This window comes from Pseudomonas sp. GT1P32, assembly GCF_054897805.1.
Genome location: NZ_CM142704.1, coordinates 1,864,520 through 1,886,489, shown reverse-complemented (window position 1 = coordinate 1,886,489; position 21,970 = coordinate 1,864,520). Strand labels below are relative to the sequence as shown.

Below are 21,970 nucleotides of genomic sequence, written 5' to 3'. Positions count from 1 at the left end.
AAACGCCACTGAATAGGCTTCATGCCAGTACCGAATTCAGGACTCACCATGCAGATACTCGAACAACACAAGCTACCTGCACCGTCGAACCTGCCAGCGGGGGAATGCACGAGCTGGCGTGGCGAATTCAATCTGCTGCGCTGGTTTTCCTTTGCCAGCTTTTTGATCATTGCCGCCGTGGCGGCGGGGCTGGGGTACATTTCCACCCGTTTCGTGGTGGAGGAGAGCATCGAGCGCGATTCCATGCTGACCGCGCAATTTATCCAGGCCATCGGTGCGGCCGAAATCCGCCACGCATCGATTTCCCCGGAAAGAACCATGGGCGAAATGCTCGATTCTCGCCTGGATAACGCCCATCCCGACGTGAACCCGGGCGCACGTGCTGCTGCGCGCATCGAGTTTCTCGATCATGTGGCAAACCTGCCGGACCTGCTGTTGGCCACGGTGTATGCCCAGGATCGCACGGTGGTCTGGTCGACCAACCCGGAGCTGATCGGCGTACGCATCGAAGATGACGATGAGCTGGACGAATCTTTCGAAATGAAGGAGCCCGTTTCCACCAGCTACCACAAAGTCAATGAAGAACGTCCCGAACAAAAACTGCTGCACGAGCCCCAGTACCTGTTCGTTGAAAACTACATCCCGATGTTCAACGCCGACAAAAGCAAAGTCATAGCCATGGTCGAGGTCTACAAGGAGCCTATTGATCTGGTTGAACGTATCCAGCGCGGTTTCAAGGCCATCTGGCTGGCCACCGTACTCGGTGGTGCCGCCATCTACTTCGGGCTGTTCTGGATTGTGCGACGTGCGGCGAAGTTGATCGAGAGTCAGCAGAAACAGCTGATCGCCAACGAAACCTTCGTCGCGCTGGGGGAAATGTCTTCGGCCGTGGCCCACAGTTTGCGCAACCCGCTGGCGAACATTCGCTCCAGCGCCGAACTGGCCCAGGAAATCGCCAGTCAGAGCGCGCAGAAGAACATCGGCGACATCATCAGCCAGGTCGATCGCATGTCACGTTGGGTTCGCGAGTTGCTGGTGTCGTTGCGGCCGGTAAATGACGATTACGAAACCGTGGACCTGGTGTTGGCCATCGACGACACCCTGAGTGCCTTCGACGCGCTGATCAAGCGCTCCAGTGTCGAAGTCCGTTTCACGCCGCAGGTTTGCCCACCGGTCGTCAGCCAACAGGTGCTGCTCACGCAAATTCTCAATAGCCTGTTTGCCAATGCCCTGGAAGCCATGCCCAAGGGCGGCGTGTTGAGCATCGATATCGAGTCGCCGCAGTCCGGACACTTGCGCATGACCCTGAGCGATACCGGCAAGGGCATGACCAAACAGCAGCAACAAATGGTTTTCAAACCGTTTTTCACCACCAAACAAGGCGGGTTGGGCGTGGGCCTGGCCCTGGTCAAAAGAATAATGGAGCGTTTTGAAGGTTCGGTCGAACTGACCAGCCGAGAGCAGGAAGGAACCCGCGTTTGTCTGAATTTCAAAGTGGCAACGGGAGGGGAATATGGGGTACAGCATTCTGCTGGTCGAGGATGACGAAATCCTCGCAGGGAATCTTCAGACCTACCTGGAGCGCAAAGACTTCGAGGTGACGGTCTGCCACTCGGCTGAAGATGCGCTGAAGCAAATGAACACGTTTGCCCCGGACGTCGTACTGACCGACAACTCGCTGCCGGGCATGAGCGGTCACGATCTGATCCAGAAGCTGCGCATCAGCGCGCCGGACCTGAAAGTGATCATGATGACCGGCTACGGCAATGTCGAAGACGCCGTGGTGGCGATGAAAGAAGGCGCGTTCCATTACGTCACCAAACCGGTGGCGCTGCCGGAACTCAAGCTGTTGCTGGACAAAGCCCTGGCCACCGAGCGGATGGAGCGCACGTTGTCGTTCTATCAGGAACGCGAAGCGCAGAAGTCGGGGGTGCAGGCGTTGATCGGCGAATCGGGGCCCATGGTCTATCTGAAAAACACCATCGGCCAGTTGCTCGACGCCGAGCGCCGGATGGCCAACGCCGACTTGCCGCCGGTGCTGGTGGAAGGCGAGACGGGCACCGGCAAGGAACTGGTGGCCCGCGCGCTGCATTTCGACGGCCCGCGCAGCAAGGGCCCGTTCATTGAATTCAACTGCGCGTCGATTCCCTCCAACCTGGTGGAGTCGGAGCTGTTCGGTCACGAGAAGGGCGCATTCACCGACGCCAAGGACCGTCGCGTCGGCCTTGTGGAAGCGGCGGATGGCGGCACCTTGTTTCTCGATGAAGTCGGGGAAATGGACCTGCTGCTGCAAGCCAAACTTCTGAAACTGCTGGAAGACCGGACCATTCGCCGGGTCGGTTCGGTGAAGGAGCGCAAGGTCGATTTGCGGGTGATCAGCGCAACCAATTGCAACCTCGAACAAATGGTCCAGCAGGGCAAGTTCCGCCGCGACCTGTTCTTCCGTCTGCGCATCATTTCGATCAAGGTGCCGCGCCTGTATACCCGTGGCGAAGACATCCTGTTGCTGGCCCGGCACTTCCTCGCTATCCACGGCAAACGCTACGGCAAACCGAACCTGCATTTCAGCGATCAGGCCGAAGACTTGCTCTTGAGCTATAGCTGGCCGGGCAACGTGCGCGAGTTGCGCAACATGCTCGAACAAACTGTGCTGCTGGCCCAGTACGACACCATCGCCGCGCATCAGTTGAACGTCTGCCTGAGCTTGGTGGACGAACCGATGGCGATGCCCGAGGCGCCCCACAGCGAACCGCGCCCGGCCTATATCGGCAGCGAATCAATGAACCTGCCGGAGGTCGAGCGCGACATGGTGCGCAAGATGCTCGACAAGACCGACTGGAACGTCACCAAGTCCGCGCGACTGCTGGGTTTGAGCCGCGACATGCTGCGTTACCGGATCGAAAAACTCGGCCTCGCCCGCCCGGACAAGCGTCAGTGGTAGACGGGCGTCTCCTGGCCCTGGCGGCTGAGGCAGGCCAGCAGGCAGGTCGGGTCGACGACTTCTTCGTTGACGTAGACGCCGCGCTCCACGTCATAGGAGCGGATGAACACCCGGACGGTGGCATCCGCGACTGTCGGCAACCGTGAATCGGAGAACACGTGCTCGCTGGAGATCGGGATGAAATCCTGCGGCGCCGTGGGAATGTACGAGCGCGGCGGCACCGTGCTCAGCGTCGGCGGAACGGGGTGGGCGAACGGCTGGTTTTCGCCGTAATAGTTGAACTCGCTGCTGTACCCGGACGGCGGCGTCAGGTCGTCATCCGCGTGAACACCCGTGGTGGCGGTCAGGCAGAAGATAAGCAACAGCGTCAAATTGGTGTGTTTCATGGCAGCACCTGCGAAATCGGTTGTCCCGCAATTCCCCAAGGCCATTAACTATAGCTGCCGCACGGGGGCGTTGTCGGCTTACAACATTCCAACAAACACCACATGGGTTTTTCAAAAGCGCTGATCTAGACTCGGGCCGGTCTGATAAACCCGAGTTCTGGAGCGTGCAATGGAAATGCTGACCAAAGAAAAAGCCATCGCCAGCAACCGCGATGCGTGGAATGACTCCGCCCGACACCACAAAGACAATCCCGAATGGCCGTCACTGTTGAAGGCCGTGGCACTGGGTGATTTCTGCTGCATCGACGACACGTTGCGCGGTGTGCTGGAGCAGGTCGGGGTCGACGGCAAGGACGTGGTGCAACTGGGCTGCAACAACGGTCGCGAAAGTCTTTCACTGTTTGCACTGGGTGCCCGCAGCGTCGTCGGCGTTGACCAGTCCGCAGCGTTTCTCGATCAGGCGCGGGAACTGGCTTCCCGCTCGCCGCACGCGCCTGAATTCGTCGAGTCTGATATTCATCACCTGCCGAGTGAACTGCACCACCGGTTCGATGTGGCCCTGATCACCATCGGCGTATTGGGCTGGATGCCGGACATTGGCGAATTCTTCCGCCACGTCGCCCGCACCCTCAAGCCCGGCGGGGCGTTGGTGGTGTACGAGACCCACCCGTTCCTGGAAATGTTCGACCCCGAATCAGACGATCCCTTTCACCCGGTCACTTCGTACTTCCGCCGCGAACCTTTCGTGCAGGACAAGCCGATCGTCTACGAAGGCAAGGTCGAACAGCAGGCCGCGACGTCCTACTGGTTCGTCCACACCCTCAGCGAGATGTTCACCGGCGCCATCGAAGCGGGGTTGCAGATCAGCCACTTCAAGGAATATCCGCACTCCAATCGGGAGGAGATTTATGATCAGTATCAGCAACGAGAGGCGCAGTTGCCGATGTGTTTTACGTGGGTGGGGGTGAAGCGCTGAGACCGGGTCAAAAGAAACTCTCAGAGAACCGAGTGATTTACCGGGTGACCGGGTTGTGCGCAGAGATCAATTCCAAGCGCATGAATAACTTTTAAAACCGTGTCAAAACGTGGTTTTGCGCCGGGAGCGAAGGCCTTGTACAGGCTTTCGCGACCCATACCGGAATCCTTGGCGATCTGTGTCATTCCACGGGCTTTTACAACGTATCCGATAGCCCGAAGAAATTCCTCGTTGTCACCGTCTGCCAGCACCTGGGAAAGGTACTCACTGATGGCTTCGTCACTGTCCAGCAACGCCGCCATATCGAATGTAGTCAAAGTTTGGCTCATGGTTAAACCTCCTTTGCCAATTTTTTTGCCCGCTTGATGTCAGCGGTTTGCGAGGATTTGTCACCACCGGCAAGCAGTACAATGACAACGTTGTTTCGCATGGTGAAGTAGACCCGATAGCCGGCACCGACGTCCACGCGCATTTCGGAAACACCATCACCTACGGGCTTGATATCCCCAAGATTACCCGCAGATGCCCGATCAATGCGACGAGCGATAGCTACCTTCGCCCGTAAGTCACGAATCGAAGCATGCCATTGCGCGAAGTTTGTGGTTTGTTGAATAAGATAATTCATTGCTCGAAATGTATCCATTTGGATACAGGTGAACAGTCAGGCAGTTCCTTGCTCTGATGTGTTTTTTCCTTGAAGTTTGTGGGACGTTTAACCGTCATCGATGGTCGCCGTGGTATCCACGGTGCATCGACTAGGTTGCGCCGCATCCCCCAACGGACAAAACCCGCGCTGGCCCGCTATCCTTTGCCCCACGCCCCTCAAACAGGTTCACCCATGCTTTCGGTCCAAGGCGTTTTCAAAAGCTACGCCACTCCGCAAGGTCCGCTGTCGGTGCTGCAAGGTGTCGACCTGACGCTGAAACCCGGCAGCAGCCTGGCGCTGATGGGCGAGTCGGGCAGCGGCAAAAGCACCTTGCTGCACTTGATCGCCGGGCTGGACAAGGTCGATAGCGGCAGCATCCGCAGTGGTGAACATCAGCTTGAACGGATGAGTGAAGGGCAACTGGCGAACTGGCGACGCACCGAAATCGGCCTGGTGTTCCAGCAGTTCAACCTGATCGGCAGTTTGCGCGTGGAGGACAATCTGGCGTTCCAGGCGCGGCTGGCGGGGCGGCATGATGCGCGCTGGCAGGCACATCTGGTCAAGCGCCTGGGCCTGGGCGATGTGCTGCGGCGTTATCCGGAGCAGTTGTCCGGCGGCCAGCAACAGCGAGTCGCGTTGGGCCGGGCGCTGGCGTCGCAACCTAAGCTTTTGCTGGCCGACGAGCCCACCGGCAGCCTCGATGAAGCCACCAGCGATGAGGTGCTGAAGTTGTTGCTGGAACTGCTCGACGACAGTCCGACGACGTTGTTGATGGTCACCCACAGCCCGAGAGTGGCCGCGCGCCTGGCTGAAAAAGTGGTGCTGCACCGTGGCCGTCTGGCTGACGCGGACGAGCACTGAGGTGCGGGTCTTTCGCGAGACGTTGCGGGCGCTGCTCAGCCATTGGCGGCAGCACCCGGTGCAGTTTTTCAGTGTGCTGACCGGGCTGTGGCTGGCCACCAGCCTGCTGACCGGCGTGCAGGCGCTCAACAGTCAGGCGCGGGAAAGCTACGCGCGGGCCAGTCAGTTGATCGGCGGTGAACCGCAGGCCAGCCTCAGCGCACCCGGTGGCGGGACTTTTCCTCAGGCCTTGTTTGTCGAACTGCGCCGCGCCGGTTGGCCGGTGTCTCCGGTGCTGCAAGGGCGGGTGACGCTCAAGGGCCATGAAGACCAGCGCTTGCAACTGATGGGCATCGAGCCGGTGTCGCTGCCGGCCGGTTCGGCGGTGGCCGGACGGGCATTGGACATCGAGCAAATCGTCGGGTTTTTCAGTCCGCCGGGCAGCACCTGGATTTCGCCGCAGACGTTGCAAGCGTTGGGCATGCGCGAAGGCGAGCAGCCACTGACGTTGAACGGGGCGGTATTGCCGCCGCTGCATGTTCAAACCGACATGGCCCCCGGTGTGTTGCTGGTGGATATCGGCTTCGCCCAGCAGATTCTGGGGCTGCCAGAGCAACTGTCACGTCTGCTGCTGCCCAAGGACTTCACCGCGACCTTGCCGGATCAGTTCAAAGATCAGCTCCAACTCAAAAGCAGCGGCGAAGAAAACAACCTCTCGCGCCTCACCGAAAGTTTTCACCTGAACCTCGATGCCTTGGGTTTTCTGTCTTTCGTGGTCGGTCTGTTCATCGTTCACGCGGCCATCGGGCTGGCGCTGGAACAACGCCGAGGGCTGCTGCGAACCTTGCGTGCCTGTGGTGTCAGCGCACGGATGTTGATCGCTTGCCTCGCCGTTGAACTGGGCGGCCTGGCACTGATCGGCGGCCTCGCCGGCGTTGCCAGCGGCTACCTGCTGGCCAGCGTGCTGCTGCCGGATGTCGCCGCCAGTTTGCGCGGTTTGTACGGTGCCGAAGTGGCGGGGCAGTTGAGCCTCAGTCCATGGTGGTGGCTCAGTGGCGTGGGGCTCAGCCTGTTCGGCGCGTTGCTGGCCGGTGCCAACAGTTTGTTACGGGCGGCGCGTCTGCCGTTGCTGGCCCTGGCCGATCCGCAAGCCTGGCATCAGGCTCACGCACGCTGGTTGCGGCGCCAGGCGTGGGTCGCGGCGATTGCCGGCGTGATCGCGTTGCTGGCGCTGATTCGGGGCGACAGCCTCGCCAGTGGATTTGTGCTGATGGCGGCGTTGTTGATCGGTGCCGCACTGGCGCTGCCGGTGGTACTCAACAGCGTGCTGAACCTGACGCTGCATCGCAGCCGTTCGGTGCTCGGCCAATGGTTTCTCGCCGATTGCCGCCAGCAACTGCCGGCCCTGAGCCTGGCGCTGATGGCGCTGCTGTTGGCATTGGCGGCGAACATCGGCGCCGGCAGCATGACCGCCGGTTTCCGCCAGACCTTCAGCGACTGGCTCGAACAACGCCTGACTGCCGAGTTGTACGTGAACCCGCAAAATCCGGCCCAGGCCAGAGAACTGCAGAGCTGGCTCCAACAGCAACCCTCACTCAGCGCGGTGCTGCCCAACTGGCAGGTGTCGATCCAGTTGCAAGGCTGGCCGGCGGACGTGTTCGGCGTGATCGATCACCCGACCTATCGCCAGCACTGGCCGCTGTTGGAGGCCTTGGGCGACAACCCGTGGGACCGACTGGCCAAGGACGACGCCTTGATGCTCAGCGAACAACTGGCGCGGCGGTTGAAAGTGCATCTGGGCGACCACCTGACGATTCCCACACCGGCGGGACCCTGGTCGCCGCGAATCGTCGGGATCTACGCCGACTACGGCAACCCCAAGGGCCACCTCTTGGTCAACGTCAACCACCTGCTGCGCGGCTGGCCGCAACTGACGCCGAACCGTTTCAACCTGCGCATCGAGCCGCCGTTGATTGCACCGTTCCTGCAAACCCTGCAAGCGCGTTTCGCTCTCGATGACAGTCGCATCGTCGATCAGGCCCGGCTCAAGGGCTGGTCCACGCAAGTGTTCGAACGCACCTTCGCCGCCACTGCCGCACTGAACAGCCTGACCCTCGCTGTCGCGGGCGTGGCGCTGTTCATCAGCCTGCTGACCCAGAGCCAGAGCCGCCTCGGACAACTCGCGCCCCTGTGGGCGCTGGGCGTGACGCGTCGACAATTGATGCTGCTCAACCTCGGGCAAACCTGGCTGCTGGCGGTGCTGACGCTGGTGTTGGCGTTGCCGTTGGGCATCGCGCTGGCGTGGTGCCTGGACATGGTGATCAACGTTCAGGCGTTCGGCTGGCGCCTGCCGTTGCGGGTCTTTCCGTTGCAGCTGTTGCAGTTGATGGGGCTGGCGTTGCTCGCGACTTTGCTGGCGTCGGCGTGGCCGCTGTACGCGCTGTATCGCTCGCAACCGGCGGACCTGCTGAGGACGTTTGCTCATGAGGATTAAGCTCGGCGCATTGTTGCTGGCACTTTTTTTAAGCGGCTGCGATGACACTGCGCCGGTTGAAAAAGGCTTCGCCGGACTCGGGGGCGAAGCCGTCGCGTTCACACCGGTGGTGCCCGGCCGGGTGTTCAGCTTCCCGACGGATCACGGTCCCCACGATGGTTTTCGGATCGAGTGGTGGTACGTCACGGCTAACCTCAAGGACGATCAGGGCCGCGAGTTCGGCGTGCAATGGACGTTGTTTCGCAGTGCGTTGAAAGCCGCGCCCGAGGTGGCGGGTTGGGGCAATCAGGTGATCTGGTTGGGGCATGCTGCGGTGACCTCTGCCACGGTCCATCATGCTGCCGAGCGTTATTCCCGGGGCGGCGTTGGGCAGGCGGGTGTGAGTCTTGACCCGTTCAATGCGTGGATCGACGACTGGCGGTTCAGTAGCCAGGGCGCCGATTCTCTGGCGGAGCTTCAACTCAGTGCCCGCGACAAGGCGTTCAGCTACCAGCTGCGGCTGACGTCCACGCGTCCACTGGTGCTTCAGGGCGACAAAGGTTTCAGTCAGAAATCCGAACAGGGCCAGGCGTCGTACTACTACAGCCAGCCGTTTTTCCAGGCCAGCGGCACGTTGGATATCGACGGCAAGGCCTATCAGGTCAGCGGTCCAGCCTGGCTTGACCGCGAGTGGAGTAGCCAGCCACTGACCGCCAATCAGACAGGGTGGGACTGGTTTTCCCTGCACCTGGACAGCGGCGAACAGGTCATGCTGTACCGCATGCGGCAGAAAAACGGCGAGCCGTATCTCACCGGCACCTGGATCGACGCGCAGGGCCAGACTCAGTTATTGCACGCCGCCGACATCATCCTCACGCCACAAGACACCGCGACAGTCGCCGGTCGTTCGATGCCGGTGCGCTGGTCGATCAAAATCCCCGCCAAACACCTCGACATCACCCTCGATGCCCTCAATCGCAATGCCTGGATGAATTTGCGCATTCCGTACTGGGAAGGCCCCGTGCGCCTGAGCGGCAGTCACGCGGGGCAGGGCTATCTGGAAATGACCGGGTATTGAGTCGCAGCTCTCGACAGCGCGTGCCTCGAAATACTCCGTCGTACCGCGTCCACCCGTGCAAGAGACGGCGGACAATCGCTGAACAGCGTCTATGCTCAGTGGCACAGCCGGCGCTGAACCTCGATTCAGAGCCGTCTGCTGCCATCCACCACAGGGAATGTCCCGCTTATGAAACTTCATGCTCTGACTAAAGCCATCACCCTCGCCACCGTGCTGTCCACTGTCAGCTTCAGCGCCGTGGCGGCGGACATTCCGTTGTCTGCCGTCGTTGAAGCCGATCAAGTCACGACCAAAGTCCTGGCCGTAGACGCCGCTAACCATCAAGTCGTCCTTGAAGGTGCTGAAGGCCGTGAGGTCAATCTACAACTGAGCGACAAGGCCAAGAATCTGGGTAACCTGAAGGTCGGTGATAAGGTCACTGTCGAAGTGATCCGCTCGGTTGCCGCGTACCTCGACACCGATGTCGACAAAGGCCTGCCGGGCGCTACCGAACACACCGGCGAAATCCGCGCCACCAAAGACAACCCCAACCCTGGGGGTGAAGCCTTCCGTCAGGTGCAGGTACAACTGCAAATCACCAAAATTGATTTGGCGAAAAATCAGGTGACCTTCAAGGGGCCCCGAGGACACTCGAAAACCGTCAACGTTGAAAAACCTGAAGTTCAGAAAAAACTGAAAGACTTGAAAGTAGGGCAGAGCGTCGTCGTGACTTACACCGATATCTTGAAAGTGACCACTCAACACTAAAGTTGAGTCTTGGCTCTACAGCTTGATCATTCCTGTACAGTTTCTTGTATAGGAATGATCAGATTTAATGGTCTAACTGGTGGGTTTAAAAGTTGTCGTTTAATATTGCAATCGACATTTTGTTAAACATTGTGTACACAAATTTCATGTTTATGCACACGGACATATCTGCCAACTTCTATTAAAATGCTTCCCGTTCGCCCAGTGTCAGGGCTCTTTACCAGTGCATGGATTGCCGAGGCCATTACACTGGGCGAACACCTTCTTCAAGTGCAATATGCACTGCATAAATCCGATAGGATGGTCAGCATTTCTTGTAAAGGATAAAAACGGCAGCCGCCGTTCTGACACGGATGAAACCTCTCTCCCTTTATCACCCGGCCCTCTACTGGCTGCGCGTGTGGCAAAAAAGACTGTTCCGCCAACTGGCGTGGCGCTTCTCCCGCAAACGTTACGCTCGCCCGAAAGACACCTTTGAGCGCTTGCCGTATCGATACCTCAAACACACCTCCAAACTGATCCGCAAACTCGGCGACTCCGATGTGCAGCTGCAACACAACAAAGTCGTGAACCTGAAATTGGCCGTGGCTTCGATAGACTGCGTGGTCATTGGCCCGGGTGAATACTTTTCCTTCTGCCGTCTGGTCGGCCGACCGACCCGAAAGCGAGGTTACGTCGAAGGCATGGAACTGTCCTTTGGTGAAGCACGCAGCGGCGTCGGTGGCGGGATTTGCCAACTAAGCAACCTGATCCACTGGATGGCGATTCACTCCCCGCTGCTGGTGGTCGAACGATCGAATCACAGCTTAGACCCATTTCCTGACGAGGGGCGCGTGCTGCCATTCGGTTCCGGGGCGGCGATCTTTTACAACTACATCGACCTGGTGTTGCACAACCCGACGGATCGGCACTTTCAGTTGAAGTTGAAAGTGGCTGAGCAGCAGTTGGAAGGGGAGTTGTTGTGTGATCAGATCCGGGCGTTTCGGTATCACGTTTATCAACGGGAACACCGGTTTGTGCGTGAAGGCGGGCGGGTGTTTCGGGAGAATGAAATCTGGCGGGAGGTGAGGAGCAAGGGGCAGGAGAGTCAGGTGTTGGAGAGTGCGCGGCTTTATAAGAATCGGGTGGTGGTCAAGTATGAGGTTGAAGAGAGTTTATTGGCTGAGCGTGCATAAAAAACGGGCGATCATTTGATCGCCCGTTTTTCTTAACTTGTTTTTTGCATCGGGTGCTTACTGGCGTCGAAATACTCCATAAAGCTCTGGCCCTGAGCAAAGGCTTTTTCAATCCTGGCGCTCTGCGCAACCAACTCGGCACTTGGCGTTGCCCATTGCTCTGGGGGCAGTGGTTTCGACCAGTCTGCAATCGAGTCCGGCAGCGCTTTCATACTGTAGCCATGGTCCCACTCTGCAACCCAGTAAGGGAAACGCCACCAAGTGATGACATGGGACAAATACCACCAGCCAACGCCAAGCGCCGAGCGCTCGTTGTGTTGGTATTCCTCATGCATATCGGCACGCTCTTGATCGAAGGTATGGCGGCCTTCGTAAGGCGCCTTGCCGGGGCAGTACAGCGGTCCTTTTTCCATGTAAACGCGGATCGCTTCCCACTCGCCCAAGCCATGGATGGGTGTTGCCACGCCTTGGTTTACAAAATGGACTTTGTCGGCCTTGGGGTCGTCGAAGGCCATGCCGAAGGTGTAAGTGCTGATGATGCCTTCGCCGGTTGAACCGGTACTGACTGAGAGCCAGGCGACCAGTTCTTCCCATTGCTGGATGACGGGTACGTCGGAGTTGTTGGGGAAAAAGCAGACTTCGCGGCGTTGGCGGTTGAAGCGGATGGGGCGGGTCTTGGATTTATTGAGGGTGGTACTGATCACCGCATACAGTCCTAAAACCGCTGCGCCTGCCGCTCCCCAAGCGCCGATGGCAGCACCCATGGGAAAAAACTCTTTGAAAATGTATATAAATGCTCGGTCGTAGGGATCACCGATACTCATCAAGCCTGCGATAAAAGGTCCTACTATCAAACTTACAATCAACAAGAGCATTACACTTGCGATCATCACTCTGGCTTGGAAAGCCTTATTGAAGTTGCTACTACCGACATCGAGATAAGTATCGTTGACGTCGAGAAAGCTTCCACCCAAATCCATTGGCGTCTGCCCGGTAGGAATGGGTAGTGGTGAAAAGAACAATGCCTCGCCAGTGGCAAAACGTCGGGTCTCACCAGCGACAGGGCGCTGATTGTTCAAGTCCCGCCAATCACCGGGCTGTTTGATCTCTACGCTCATAATGCCGAACTTTCCGCTGATTCTTTTGCCTCGGTTTTGCTGAGGTTGGCCTTGAAGTACGTCATGAAGTCCTGTCCTTGAGAAAAGGCCTTTTCGATCTTTGCGCTTTGCTCGTTTAAAGCTGGGCTCGGTTTGGCCCATTGCTCAGACGGCAAAGGTTTAGACCACTCAGCAATGGATTCAGGTAGAGACTTCATACTGAAACGGTGGTCCCACTCTGCTACCCAGTACGGAAAACGCCACCAGGTGATCAGGTGTGTCAGGTACCACCAGCCAACGCCTAAAGCGGAACGCTCGTTGTGCTGGTATTCCTCGTGCACGTCTTGTCGTTCTTTATCGAAGGTGTGACGGCCTTCGTAGGGGGCTTTGCCAGGGCAGAAGTCTGGACCTTTTTCCATGTAGACCCGTATGGCTTCCCATTTGCCCAAGCCATGAGCAGAAGTCATTACGCCTTGTCTCACAAAGTGCACTACGTCAGTTCTGGAATCGTCGAACGCCATACCAAAGGTATAGGCGCTTGCTACTCCCACTCCAGTAACCCCTGTACTGATTGAGAGCCAAGATACTGTCTCTTCCCATGGTTGAATGACGGGAACGTCAGAACCGTCGGGGAAGAAGCAGGCTTCACGGCGTTGGCGGTTGAATCGAATAGGGCGGGTGCGCGACTTCGCTCTGGTAGTGCTCAAGATAACGTAAGAACCCAGCAGCGCAGCTGTTCCTCCGCCCCAAATACTAAAGGTCAAACCGAAATGGAACATGCCTGCTGCCCTGTCCCAAAAGGACTCGGAAAATGGATTTCCCCAGGTAGTAGATCCTGCAAGCAAAGGCAGCACAATCAGGCATGAGAGGATGAACATCATACCGAGCCCGATCATTGCCCTAGCTTGGAAAGCCTTGCCGAAATTACTACTGCCCACGTCAAGGAATGTCTCGTTGACTTCAACGAAGCTTCCGCCGAGATCCATGGGAATTTGCCCGGTAGGCACCGGCAGTGGCGACAAAAATAGAGCCTCTCCAGTAGCAAAACGACGAGTTTCACCGACGACAGGACGCTGCTGTTGTGTATCGAACTCGTCGTACTGCGCAGAGATGGGTGTCATTCGGAAAACCATAAAGGGTGTTCGGCCTAGGACGCATCCACTGTGGGCTCTTTAGCCGATTCGGAAAATTTCACCTTGAAGTAATCCAGCAGGTTTTGCCCTTTGGCAAAGGCCTTCCGGATTTCAGCGCTTTCCTCGAGCAACGCTTCGCTCGGCATAGCGTGTTGGTCAGGGGGGAGAGGTCTTGACCATTCCAGGACTTCTTTAGGAAAACCTGCTTTTGGCCGACTGTTCACCCAACCAGATATGTAGCACGGTATTGTCCAGCCGCTAAAAAATTGTATTGTCAAAAAGCCCCAGATGTAACGTAGAAATGAGTAATCTGCTCGGTAACTACGACGACACAGATGGAAGAATTCGACGGAACCTTCCTCTAGTTCGTCCGATTGATCTGGGGGGAGGGCAGACATACCTTCCTCCATATAGGCACGAATTGCCTCCCACTCAGAAACGGCAAGGCTCAAATTACTGCTGGGTATAACGGACCACAATACATTTCCGGTGCCGGCATCCCGCAGGCCAATCATCAGTTTGTATTCTGGCATCACTGCATATTGGGTAATGAGTTTTCCCACTGAGACACAGGCTATAACATCTTCCCAAGGTACAAATCGTGGTTTATGGCCCTTTTGAGGTACAAATACGACTTCGCGGCGCTGCCTGTTAAAGCGAACAGGTGGGTGTGCTGAAACTTGTCGAGCGGCTTGATGGAAGAAATAAATATAGGTAAGTGCGATAGCGCCAATAATCAACCAAAGTACAGGGTTGAAAAAAAAGCTGAGCCAGCCACTCAAAAATGGCTCTGCGTTTCTCCTAAGGTAAGAGGCGAAAGCAGAGAAAAAAAATAGCAAAGTCACAATGAGCATTATCGCGCCGATGCCAATTCTAGCCATAAATTCAAAATTACCTTGCCCGACAGCAAAGTCTAGAAAGGTTTCATTAGTGTTACGGTGCAGTTGGCGCGCACTGAAAAGCGGCAGACCTGTAGGGACGGGCCTAGGTGATAGGTAGACAATCTCTGTGCCGGATTCACTTTCAAAGTCTCCGGCATGAGGTAGTCGGCCGTATTTATGCTTCAAGGACGCGGCTCATCGTTTTCATTCAGTTATTTATCGATTCTTCTGTCTTGTTTGCGTTTAGATTTGCCTTGAAGTAAGTCATGAAATCTTGTCCCTGAGTAAAAGCCTTCTCGATCTTGGCGCTTTGCTCTTTTAGAGCTTGACTCGGCTTGGCCCACTGCTCAGGCGGTAGAGATTTTGACCATTCAGCAATGGAATTAGGTAGGGACTTCATGCTGTAGCGGTGGTCCCATTCCGCTACCCAGTACGGAAAGCGCCACAGGGTGATTAGATGGGAAAAGTACCACCAGCCAACTCCAAGCACGGAGCGGTCGCCTTCGCGGTATTCCTGACTAATGGTTTCACGTTGTTGATCGAATGTGTGTCGACCTTCATATGGCGCCTTGCCAGGGCAAAATTTCGGCCCTTTTTCCATGTAGATACGTATTGCTTCCCACTTGCTTAATGCATGGGTCGGAGTCATAACTTGTTGGTTCACAAAGTACACTTTATTACGTTTTTGGTCGTCGAATGCCATTCCAAAAGTGTAATTACTCATGACGCCTACACCTGTAACACCCGTGCTGACGGAAAGCCATGAGACCATTTCTTCCCATGGCTGGATGACCTGCTCGTCGGACCCGTTGGGAAAGAAGCAAACCTCACGTCGTTGTCGATGGAAGCGGATTGGACGGCTTCGAGTTTTATTAAAAGTACTACTGAGAATTACGTAAATCCCCATAGCTGAAAAACCCAATGCCCCCCACATAGCAAATTCCAATCCTGGAAAGAAAAACTCTAAAAAATTATCTGAAAAGCTTCGGCCATAAGGATCCCCAAAAGCTGTTAGGCCAATGATAAGGGGGCCGATTACAATGCATGTGATTATAAAAGCCATGACGAGTCCAATCATGGCTTGTGTTTGAAATGCCTTGTTGAAATTACTGCTTCCTATGTCGAGATAAGATTCATTGATTTCTATAAAGCTTCCATCTAAGTCCATAGGGGTGTCGCCAGTAGGGACGGGGAGTGGAGCCAAAAATACGGCCTCGCCCGTCGCAAACTTACGCACTTCTCCGGCTGTCGGTCTTTGAAGTTTTATATTGATTTCGTCGAAGGTGTCATTGTCAGGTGCTGGCATCAGATTAACCGGATATTTGAGATTGGGTGGATGTATTTAAATAATCATGGGTTATGAGTGCCCAAGGAGAATTTTCGTTACGAGTCCGCAAAATCGATGTCGGGGGTATTTCCTTATCATTGCCGGCGTTCAATGTCAGTGTCTCGAATTTTTTCTCTCGTATAACATCTGAGCTTGGAAGTGGTCGATAGCGAAGCTTAATAGCAAGACCGCCTTGGGCATTTGCTTCATGCTGAAATATTTCCAAACCTAACTCTAGTGGTGCATCTTGGTCGCTGATGAGGTTTAGCTGATATAGCATTGGCTCAGTCCAGGCCTCCCAGTCGTTTCGCTGTAGATTATTCATCCAATAGGCGGAAATTCCAAGACCTGCGGCATCTAACTCTCGAGCCGTCATGCTTGGAATGCTAAGCACAGCCATCGATTGATTACTGATTTTTCGTAATGTGACTTTGGGGGCGCCAGTAATGTCCGCTAAGAGTAGGCGCTCCTCATCTAAGCTGTTATTGTTGCTTTTTTTTCCCCAAGCACCTTTTTGTAGCCAGTTATCTAATTCAGTTTTGTTGTTGCGGTTATAGATCCATTCCCCGCCCAACTGCAAACCTGTCAGCACTAAACCGATTAAGTTTGCCCTTGCTGCGATGCTCAATACCCTTGCTCCTGCAGTTGCCCAAGCCACCGCTCTAGCTTCATTAAGTGTAGTAGTTGCTTTAAATAGACTATGAGCTGTCTGAGTCGTTGCCCAACCGTTTACCACAACTTGTCCAGAATCACCAGCCAAAGTCATGCTTGCACCTGCCAGCTTGGCACTATCGCCAGTTCTCAATGCTTCAGTCCATCTTGCAATCGAACCTTTTTCTCCTGAAAGGCTAAGTACAGCTGCTGCTGTGCTAAATCCATAGCCTCCAAGCCCCAGGAAACCAGTCAGCTTGCCAAGGCGCGCGGCATACTTAATTTTTCCTGCAACACTAGTGTAATTGTTTACCGCGACCGAAAGGCTGGTACTTGCTATACCCTGAAGCGCTGCAAATCCTCCCCCGACGGTGGAAAATAGGGCATTAAAGAATGATATGACGTCTGATCTATCCCTGGTTTCTTTTCTTCTTACTTCTCCGAGAACTACAATAAAATTAATCGCCTGCATAACAAAGGCCGCAGAAGCGAACAAGTCGCCGCCAGCGGATTTGTAGACATCTGCGCTCAGGCCTTTGTATTGCTTTCTCAGTCGGCTATCTTCAGCCATTCGGTGAAATTCAGTTACTTGTGAACTATTTAGACCGGCTATTTTTATTCCGGTCTTTCCTGGTGCTTCTCCAATCGGACTCATAGCTTGCGCTACTTTTGACTCCAATGGTGCTACTGACTGTTGTATCGCTTTTCGTTGAGAAACTAGCGAGCGATGACTACCTTTGGGAGCTCTCCCTTTTCGTTCGCTTGCTAAAGTTTGTTTGATTTTGTTTTTTAGAGTTGACATCTCTTGACGAAGCTCCGAGAGCTTTTCCATGTCGGCTTCGAAGCGTCGAATTTGATCGGCGGAAGCAAAGGATAGTGTGATTCCACCTTGATTAAATGCTCGGAATATATCAATCCAAGCAGCGCCGGGAATCCGTCGAAGGAATTTGGCGGGGTCAATGCTGCGTCCGTTACCAAGGCCCTGCATGGCCTCTTCCATTGCATCTGCAAGTTTCAATTGCTTCGCTGGGTCATAGGCAGTGTTACGGAGTTGATCAAAGGTAATGCCGTCAGGACCCAGATTCATAGTTGCAGCTAGTTTGCTGCCTACTAGTTCTTTGTATTCTTCTATGGTTTTTTGTGCTGCTTTAAAGTCTTTGTTTGCTTTCCAGCCATCGCGTGCATATTTGAAAAGTGATGCTAGTTTGGCTTGGAAGTCTTTTCGATCAGATAGGCTAAGTGTGAAGAAGGTAGGAACGGTAAAGCCAGGCTCTTTTTCTATTAGGTCTGCAATTGCTTTGGTCGCTTTGTCGGTTCGACAAATATCTTTCATGCATGCATATTCAGCACTCAAGGAGCTTTCCAATTGGTTGCTGAAGTTTGGGTCATAATACCAGGCGGAACGATAGAATCGACCTTCGCAAACTAGCTTGATTCGATCGTCGGTGATTAGGTCCAGACGATTATTCCAACGATTGAGTTGAGCCCTTTGTTGTTTAAGGAATGCTTCCATTGCAGGGCGGTCAATCAGGTCATTGATGCCTTGTTGCCCCATCTTGGCGCCATTAAGTGCATCATCAGCATTATCTTCGATTGATTCAATCAGATCCTCGTAACGAGGATACAGGGGGCCAAGATTTGTGCGCATCCGCATTTTTGCAGTGGCGATAGCACTTTTATGAGTACCTACACCAGACCATTGTGTTTGGTTTTTTACATTCACGTAGTCGACGATGTTTTGTCGCTGCTCAGGGCTTGTCTCGTCATTAAGCTTTGCGAAGCGAGGATCTGCTTTTGCGGCATTGGAGAGATTTGCGGTCGTAACGGTGTACAACGATTCGATGTAGCAACCAAACACATATTTCTTTTGATTGGCTTCAGCGTCACTCCAATCACTGATCCAGCCAGTTACCAAATCCTGATGCTCGGCAAGGTCACGCAGAACACCTAAATCGTCTTGCACAACCAGGTACAGGTGATCACGCTCGTTTTCCGCTTTCACTTGTTTTTTCAGCGCGCCCAGCTGAGTTTTCTTGAAGTGCGACGCTTGTTCCCAGAGATAGTCTTTGCTTTCCTCTGGTTTAGCCCCTGCAGCTGCCGGTGATTTACTCGGCTGCTCCGCAACCTCCGCAATCCACTTCTCCGCCTGACTCGGCGTTAGCAGATTAGCCGCGCCTTTCTCCGGATCAGCCTTGGTCAGGTCCACTGCCTGCATGAAGTATTCACGCTCGGACTTGTGCTTGATGACCTGCGCGCATTTGGCGGCGGTCCATTGCACTTCGGAGTAGTTGACGTAGAGCTTGCTCAAGCGCGGGAAGACCAGCACGGCTTCGCCTACGTTGCTTTCGCGTTTGTTGGCGGTGATCTCGCCTTTTTCCCACAACAGCTGGGTCACGATGCCGTTCTGGATGCGGTATTCGTGCATGACGGCTTGAGGTTTTTTGTCGACGATGACGTAGAGCCAGCCGTCGCGGATCAAGCGAATGCCCAGTGGACGGGAAGTGGTTTTGTATGGCATCGCCAATGCACTGGATGGGTCGAGCCGTTCGACGAGGCCATAACGCAGCGGGATGAGCTGGATCTTGGCCTTCATCAGGGGGCAGCCACCCAGGGAACATTTGCCGTCGTCCTGGCTTTTTGCAACGTTGTTCGGGCTTTTGCCGGCCGATGTTGGCGTGGTCATCCTTGATTCCTGTGCAGGGTTTCGGCCCGTTCCTGGGCAATATCAGCGACTCGTTCGAGTCTCTGAGCGGGCGTTTGTTCCGACGGGGTCTTGAGTATCGCATCCAGGTCCGGATGCTCCTCCAGCGCTCGCTCGCCGAGGAACCCGTGAATGTTGGCGTAGAGGGTGATGTCGAGTTCGGTGTTGAAGCCGCGATCGTAGGAGGTCGAGGCCAGTGCGTGCAGGTGTTCCCAGCGGTGCAGCGGCATCGATTGTGCCTGATAGGACGGGAAGTATTCGTGCATGTGCTGGTCGAGACGCAGGACGATGCTGCGGAAATTCACTTCATCCAGTTGGCTGAGTTGCTCGTCGCTCAAGCGATAGCGTTTGCTGTGGTTCGGCTCAGGGGCTTTGCCCGGTCGCTGGTTGATGTGCCAGCAACCCAATGCCGCGTCGGCGGCGACGATCTGCGAGCAGGGGCCGAACAGGGTAGGGTCCTTGATGCTCTCGGCGTGATCGAGCAATGCGTGGGCCACGGCAGGGTCGGCAACGCGCAGCAGGACTTCTTCACCCTGAGGGTGCATGACGCTGGTCAGCCAGCGGAAGTGCTCGACCATTTGTGTCCAGGGTTGATCGCTGAACACCAGGTAGCCCCACTCTTGGCGGGGCTCGGCGAGAAACTTCGCGAGGATGGGATTGCTCTGTGCATTGATCTGAACCAGGCACGGCGAGACGTCGCCCAATTCCGCCCACTGGGTGCCGAGGTAGAGTGGCTCGAACACCGGGTCATCCGACCATTGATAAAGGTGCTGGGGCAGTTTCTCGACGCTGACGCCATCCAGCAACAATCCGACGTTGCCATTCCACGGCAGGCCTTGGGGCAATCCGTTTTCCAGGGACCATTCGGACTTAAGCATTTTGCGCCTCCAGTTTGGCCTTCTCGCAAATCGCGCAGATCGGCTTCTTCTGCATCAACGCTTGTCGCTGCGCGGGCACCAGCAATTGCCCGGCCTTGTCCGCATCCGCCTGTTTCAACGGCCCCGGCAATATCGGCGCCGCCCCCGTCCCGCTGCCCGGTCCGCCACCGGAGTTCATGTTGATCGCCGGCCCGCTCATGGTGACGCCGCCTGCATCGATCTTGATGAAGCTGCCGCCGCCGATCAGGGTCAGTTCGCTGCCGGCTTCGAGCACGATTTTCATGCCGCTGCTCAGGTGGATTTCCTGGCCCGCGTCGATGAATTGGCCGGTGCCGATCTTGATGTGCTGGTTCACGCCCACGGTCAGGTGGTCGTTGGCGCGGGTTTCGACTTTGCGGTCTTCATAAACGGTGTGGTGTTCTTCGGCCTTGAATTCGCTGTAGCTGTTCTTCTCCACGGTGTCGTGGCGTTCGTTGCCGACGCGGATCTTCTGGTCGTGTTCGACGTTTTCATCCCAGTCGCGCTGGGCGTGGAGGAAGATCTGTTCCTGACCTTTCTTGTCTTCGATGCGCAGTTCGTTGAAGCCTGCGCCGCCGGGCGAGCTCAGGGTTTTGAAGGTGGTGCGGGTCTTGTTCGCCGGCAGGGCGTACGGGACGACGTTTTCCTTGTGGTACAGGCAGCCGCTGATCAGCGGCTGGTCGGGGTCGCCTTCGAGGAACGTGACGAGCACTTCCATGCCGATGCGCGGGATGGCGATGCCGCCGTAGTGGGCGCCGGCCCAGGCGGAGGAGACGCGCAGCCAGCAGCTGGTCTTGTCGTCGGCCTGACCTTCGCGGTCCCAGTGGAATTGCACTTTGACGCGGCCGTACTGATCGCAGTGGATTTCTTCACCTTTTGGCCCGGTGACCACGGCGCTCTGGCTGCCGAGAATGCGCGGTTTTTTCTGCGTCAGCGGCGGGCGGTTCGGCACGTCCCACGGGGTGGCCTGGAAGCGGTTGCGATAACCCTGATGGAAGTCGTCTTTCAGGTTGGTCGTGTTGCTGGTGACCGACTCTTCCAGCACTTGCGGCTGTTTGCCTTCGTGCAGGACTTCGGTCAGCAGCCACAGGTCGTTCCATTTGGCTTTCGGGTGTTGGGTCAGGGCCAGGAAATGGCCGCTGACCAGCAACGGCTGATCGCTTTTGCCTTCGGCCAGCTGGAAGTCGCTGCGGTGACGTTCGAGGGCACGTTTGGCCAGGTGCTTGCCGCGTTCGCGGTCGATGAAGCGGCCGGGGTAATCGTAGTCTTCGAGGTCGGGCAGGGCGTCGCCACGGTGTTCGCTTTCGAGGGTGATGCGCGGTTTTTCGAAGTCGTAGTCGCGGCGGGTGATGCGGCTGGTGCGGGTTTCCAGGCGTAGATCGAAGCGCTTGATCACCGGGTCGCTGGCGACCATGCCGGAGTCTTGCTGATAGGCGACGGGCGCGAGTTTCGGGAACACCGTCTGGTCATCGCCGAACACCAGTTTGTGGGCCGTGGCGCTGTGCTCGAAGTGGTAGTGGATACCTTCTTCCTCGCACAGGCGCTGGACGAATTGCAGGTCCGATTCATCGTACTGAACGCAGTAGATGCGCTCGGGATAAATCGCCCCGACTTTGAATTGGTAGGCATTGCTCTGGATGCCGTGCTCTTCGAGAACCAGGCCGATGATTTTCGGTACGGTGAGGTTCTGGAAGATGCGCTGGTTGATGCGGTGCGCGAGGTAGGACAGTTGCGGGCGCAGGGTCACCGCGTAGCGGGTCAGGCGTTTGCCGGAATCACCCTGGGCGGCGCGATAGATCTGGCCATGGATGCCGCTGCCGTCGGGCGAGAGCTGCAAAAAGGCCGGCTTGTGCAGCAGGCTTTCGAGGTCCAGGGACGGCTTTTCACTGACCAGTTCCACCTCAAACACAAACGGCTGGCTGATGGCTTCCCGACCTTGCAGGGATAAAACCTGGAAGTCGCTGGAAAGACCTTCGATGGTCAGGGCAAAGTGAGTCTGATTGGCCGGCGCGAACATCCCTT

Annotated in this window: 18 protein-coding genes; 8 read left to right on the top strand and 10 right to left on the bottom strand. The window is 56.0% G+C overall.

Annotated elements, in window-relative coordinates; all coding sequences use genetic code 11:
* Positions 1-48: 48 nt before the first annotated feature.
* Together ACYZUC_RS08520 and ACYZUC_RS08515 are read left to right on the top strand one after the other, a co-directional pair.
* Positions 49-1,545 carry a sensor histidine kinase gene (locus ACYZUC_RS08520; protein WP_461995034.1) on the top strand — a complete coding sequence of 499 codons (1,497 nt, stop codon included), beginning with the start codon at positions 49-51 and terminating at the stop codon, positions 1,543-1,545.
* Entirely contained in the window at positions 1,514-2,941 is a 1,428-nt protein-coding gene (locus ACYZUC_RS08515) for a sigma-54-dependent transcriptional regulator (protein WP_461995033.1), read from the top strand. Before ACYZUC_RS08520 ends, ACYZUC_RS08515 begins: the two co-directional genes overlap by 32 nt.
* Here ACYZUC_RS08515 and ACYZUC_RS08510 read toward each other — a convergent pair.
* The gene (locus ACYZUC_RS08510; RefSeq protein ID WP_461995031.1) at positions 2,932-3,327 is read right to left on the bottom strand and encodes a hypothetical protein; all 396 of its coding nucleotides are present in this window, start codon (positions 3,325-3,327) and stop codon (positions 2,932-2,934) included. The genes ACYZUC_RS08515 and ACYZUC_RS08510 overlap by 10 nt on opposite strands.
* Positions 3,328-3,496: 169 nt before the next feature.
* On the opposite strand from ACYZUC_RS08510, the gene ACYZUC_RS08505 reads away from it, so the two are divergent.
* Entirely contained in the window at positions 3,497-4,303 is an 807-nt protein-coding gene (locus tag ACYZUC_RS08505) for a class I SAM-dependent methyltransferase (protein WP_461995029.1), read from the top strand.
* 20 nt (positions 4,304-4,323) lie between these two features.
* Here ACYZUC_RS08505 and ACYZUC_RS08500 read toward each other — a convergent pair whose 3' ends face one another.
* Together ACYZUC_RS08500 and ACYZUC_RS08495 are read right to left on the bottom strand one after the other, a co-directional pair.
* Positions 4,324-4,632 carry an addiction module antidote protein gene (locus tag ACYZUC_RS08500; RefSeq protein ID WP_253402759.1) on the bottom strand — a complete coding sequence of 103 codons (309 nt, stop codon included), beginning with the start codon at positions 4,630-4,632 and terminating at the stop codon, positions 4,324-4,326.
* A gap of 2 nt (positions 4,633-4,634) precedes the next feature.
* Positions 4,635-4,928 (bottom strand): type II toxin-antitoxin system RelE/ParE family toxin, encoded by a 294-nt coding sequence (locus tag ACYZUC_RS08495; protein ID WP_253402761.1) that lies wholly within the window; start codon positions 4,926-4,928, stop codon positions 4,635-4,637.
* Between the two features lie 213 nt (positions 4,929-5,141).
* Between ACYZUC_RS08495 and ACYZUC_RS08490 the strand changes: the two genes are divergently transcribed.
* From ACYZUC_RS08490 to ACYZUC_RS08470, 5 genes are all read left to right on the top strand, one after another.
* Complete coding sequence (locus ACYZUC_RS08490) at positions 5,142-5,810, top strand: ABC transporter ATP-binding protein (protein WP_461995027.1); 669 nt, start codon at positions 5,142-5,144, stop codon at positions 5,808-5,810.
* 1 nt (position 5,811) lies between these two features.
* Positions 5,812-8,283 (top strand): ABC transporter permease, encoded by a 2,472-nt coding sequence (locus tag ACYZUC_RS08485; protein WP_461996686.1) that lies wholly within the window; start codon positions 5,812-5,814, stop codon positions 8,281-8,283.
* On the top strand, positions 8,273-9,340 hold the full coding sequence (locus tag ACYZUC_RS08480; RefSeq protein WP_461995025.1) for a lipocalin-like domain-containing protein: 1,068 nt from the start codon (positions 8,273-8,275) through the stop codon (positions 9,338-9,340). The genes ACYZUC_RS08485 and ACYZUC_RS08480 overlap by 11 nt, the downstream gene beginning before the upstream one ends.
* 168 nt (positions 9,341-9,508) lie before the next feature.
* A complete protein-coding gene (locus tag ACYZUC_RS08475) occupies positions 9,509-10,087 on the top strand; it encodes a hypothetical protein (RefSeq protein WP_461995023.1) in 579 nt (192 codons plus the stop codon).
* A 353-nt stretch (positions 10,088-10,440) separates the two neighbouring features.
* Positions 10,441-11,262, top strand: a complete 822-nt coding sequence (locus ACYZUC_RS08470) for a VanW family protein (protein ID WP_461995021.1) — start codon at positions 10,441-10,443, stop codon at positions 11,260-11,262.
* 32 nt (positions 11,263-11,294) lie between these two features.
* Here the strand turns inward: ACYZUC_RS08470 and ACYZUC_RS08465 are convergent, their stop codons facing one another.
* The 7 genes from ACYZUC_RS08465 to ACYZUC_RS08435 are packed head-to-tail and all read right to left on the bottom strand — an operon-like array spanning position 11,295 to position 21,965.
* Entirely contained in the window at positions 11,295-12,380 is a 1,086-nt protein-coding gene (locus tag ACYZUC_RS08465; protein ID WP_461995019.1) for a DUF6708 domain-containing protein, read from the bottom strand.
* Positions 12,377-13,480 (bottom strand): DUF6708 domain-containing protein, encoded by a 1,104-nt coding sequence (locus ACYZUC_RS08460; protein WP_461995017.1) that lies wholly within the window; start codon positions 13,478-13,480, stop codon positions 12,377-12,379. The genes ACYZUC_RS08465 and ACYZUC_RS08460 overlap by 4 nt, the downstream gene beginning before the upstream one ends.
* Positions 13,481-13,506: 26 nt before the next feature.
* Entirely contained in the window at positions 13,507-14,559 is a 1,053-nt protein-coding gene (locus ACYZUC_RS08455) for a DUF6708 domain-containing protein (RefSeq protein WP_461995015.1), read from the bottom strand.
* 22 nt (positions 14,560-14,581) lie between these two features.
* Entirely contained in the window at positions 14,582-15,679 is a 1,098-nt protein-coding gene (locus ACYZUC_RS08450; protein ID WP_461995014.1) for a DUF6708 domain-containing protein, read from the bottom strand.
* A 4-nt stretch (positions 15,680-15,683) separates the two neighbouring features.
* Positions 15,684-19,034 carry a toxin VasX gene (locus ACYZUC_RS08445; protein WP_461995012.1) on the bottom strand — a complete coding sequence of 1,117 codons (3,351 nt, stop codon included), beginning with the start codon at positions 19,032-19,034 and terminating at the stop codon, positions 15,684-15,686.
* Positions 19,031-19,930 (bottom strand): DUF4123 domain-containing protein, encoded by a 900-nt coding sequence (locus ACYZUC_RS08440; RefSeq protein ID WP_461995010.1) that lies wholly within the window; start codon positions 19,928-19,930, stop codon positions 19,031-19,033. The genes ACYZUC_RS08445 and ACYZUC_RS08440 overlap by 4 nt, the downstream gene beginning before the upstream one ends.
* Entirely contained in the window at positions 19,923-21,965 is a 2,043-nt protein-coding gene (locus tag ACYZUC_RS08435; protein ID WP_461995008.1) for a type VI secretion system Vgr family protein, read from the bottom strand. The genes ACYZUC_RS08440 and ACYZUC_RS08435 overlap by 8 nt, the downstream gene beginning before the upstream one ends.
* Positions 21,966-21,970 lie beyond the last annotated feature (5 nt).

What these genes read in the sequence shown, in the direction of transcription:
- ACYZUC_RS08465 (WP_461995019.1), bottom strand. Translation starts at nt 12,380, where the DNA reads ATGAGCGTAGAGATCAAACAGCCCGGTGATTGGCGGGACTTGAACAAT.
- ACYZUC_RS08505 (WP_461995029.1), top strand. Translation starts at nt 3,497, where the DNA reads ATGGAAATGCTGACCAAAGAAAAAGCCATCGCCAGCAACCGCGATGCG.
- ACYZUC_RS08460 (WP_461995017.1), bottom strand. Translation starts at nt 13,480, where the DNA reads ATGACACCCATCTCTGCGCAGTACGACGAGTTCGATACACAACAGCAG.
- ACYZUC_RS08475 (WP_461995023.1), top strand. Translation starts at nt 9,509, where the DNA reads ATGAAACTTCATGCTCTGACTAAAGCCATCACCCTCGCCACCGTGCTG.
- ACYZUC_RS08520 (WP_461995034.1), top strand. Translation starts at nt 49, where the DNA reads ATGCAGATACTCGAACAACACAAGCTACCTGCACCGTCGAACCTGCCA.
- ACYZUC_RS08490 (WP_461995027.1), top strand. Translation starts at nt 5,142, where the DNA reads ATGCTTTCGGTCCAAGGCGTTTTCAAAAGCTACGCCACTCCGCAAGGT.
- ACYZUC_RS08450 (WP_461995014.1), bottom strand. Translation starts at nt 15,679, where the DNA reads ATGCCAGCACCTGACAATGACACCTTCGACGAAATCAATATAAAACTT.
- ACYZUC_RS08495 (WP_253402761.1), bottom strand. Translation starts at nt 4,928, where the DNA reads ATGAATTATCTTATTCAACAAACCACAAACTTCGCGCAATGGCATGCT.
- ACYZUC_RS08435 (WP_461995008.1), bottom strand. Translation starts at nt 21,965, where the DNA reads ATGTTCGCGCCGGCCAATCAGACTCACTTTGCCCTGACCATCGAAGGT.
- ACYZUC_RS08480 (WP_461995025.1), top strand. Translation starts at nt 8,273, where the DNA reads ATGAGGATTAAGCTCGGCGCATTGTTGCTGGCACTTTTTTTAAGCGGC.
- ACYZUC_RS08440 (WP_461995010.1), bottom strand. Translation starts at nt 19,930, where the DNA reads ATGCTTAAGTCCGAATGGTCCCTGGAAAACGGATTGCCCCAAGGCCTG.
- ACYZUC_RS08445 (WP_461995012.1), bottom strand. Translation starts at nt 19,034, where the DNA reads ATGACCACGCCAACATCGGCCGGCAAAAGCCCGAACAACGTTGCAAAA.
- ACYZUC_RS08510 (WP_461995031.1), bottom strand. Translation starts at nt 3,327, where the DNA reads ATGAAACACACCAATTTGACGCTGTTGCTTATCTTCTGCCTGACCGCC.
- ACYZUC_RS08500 (WP_253402759.1), bottom strand. Translation starts at nt 4,632, where the DNA reads ATGAGCCAAACTTTGACTACATTCGATATGGCGGCGTTGCTGGACAGT.
- ACYZUC_RS08470 (WP_461995021.1), top strand. Translation starts at nt 10,441, where the DNA reads ATGAAACCTCTCTCCCTTTATCACCCGGCCCTCTACTGGCTGCGCGTG.
- ACYZUC_RS08515 (WP_461995033.1), top strand. Translation starts at nt 1,514, where the DNA reads ATGGGGTACAGCATTCTGCTGGTCGAGGATGACGAAATCCTCGCAGGG.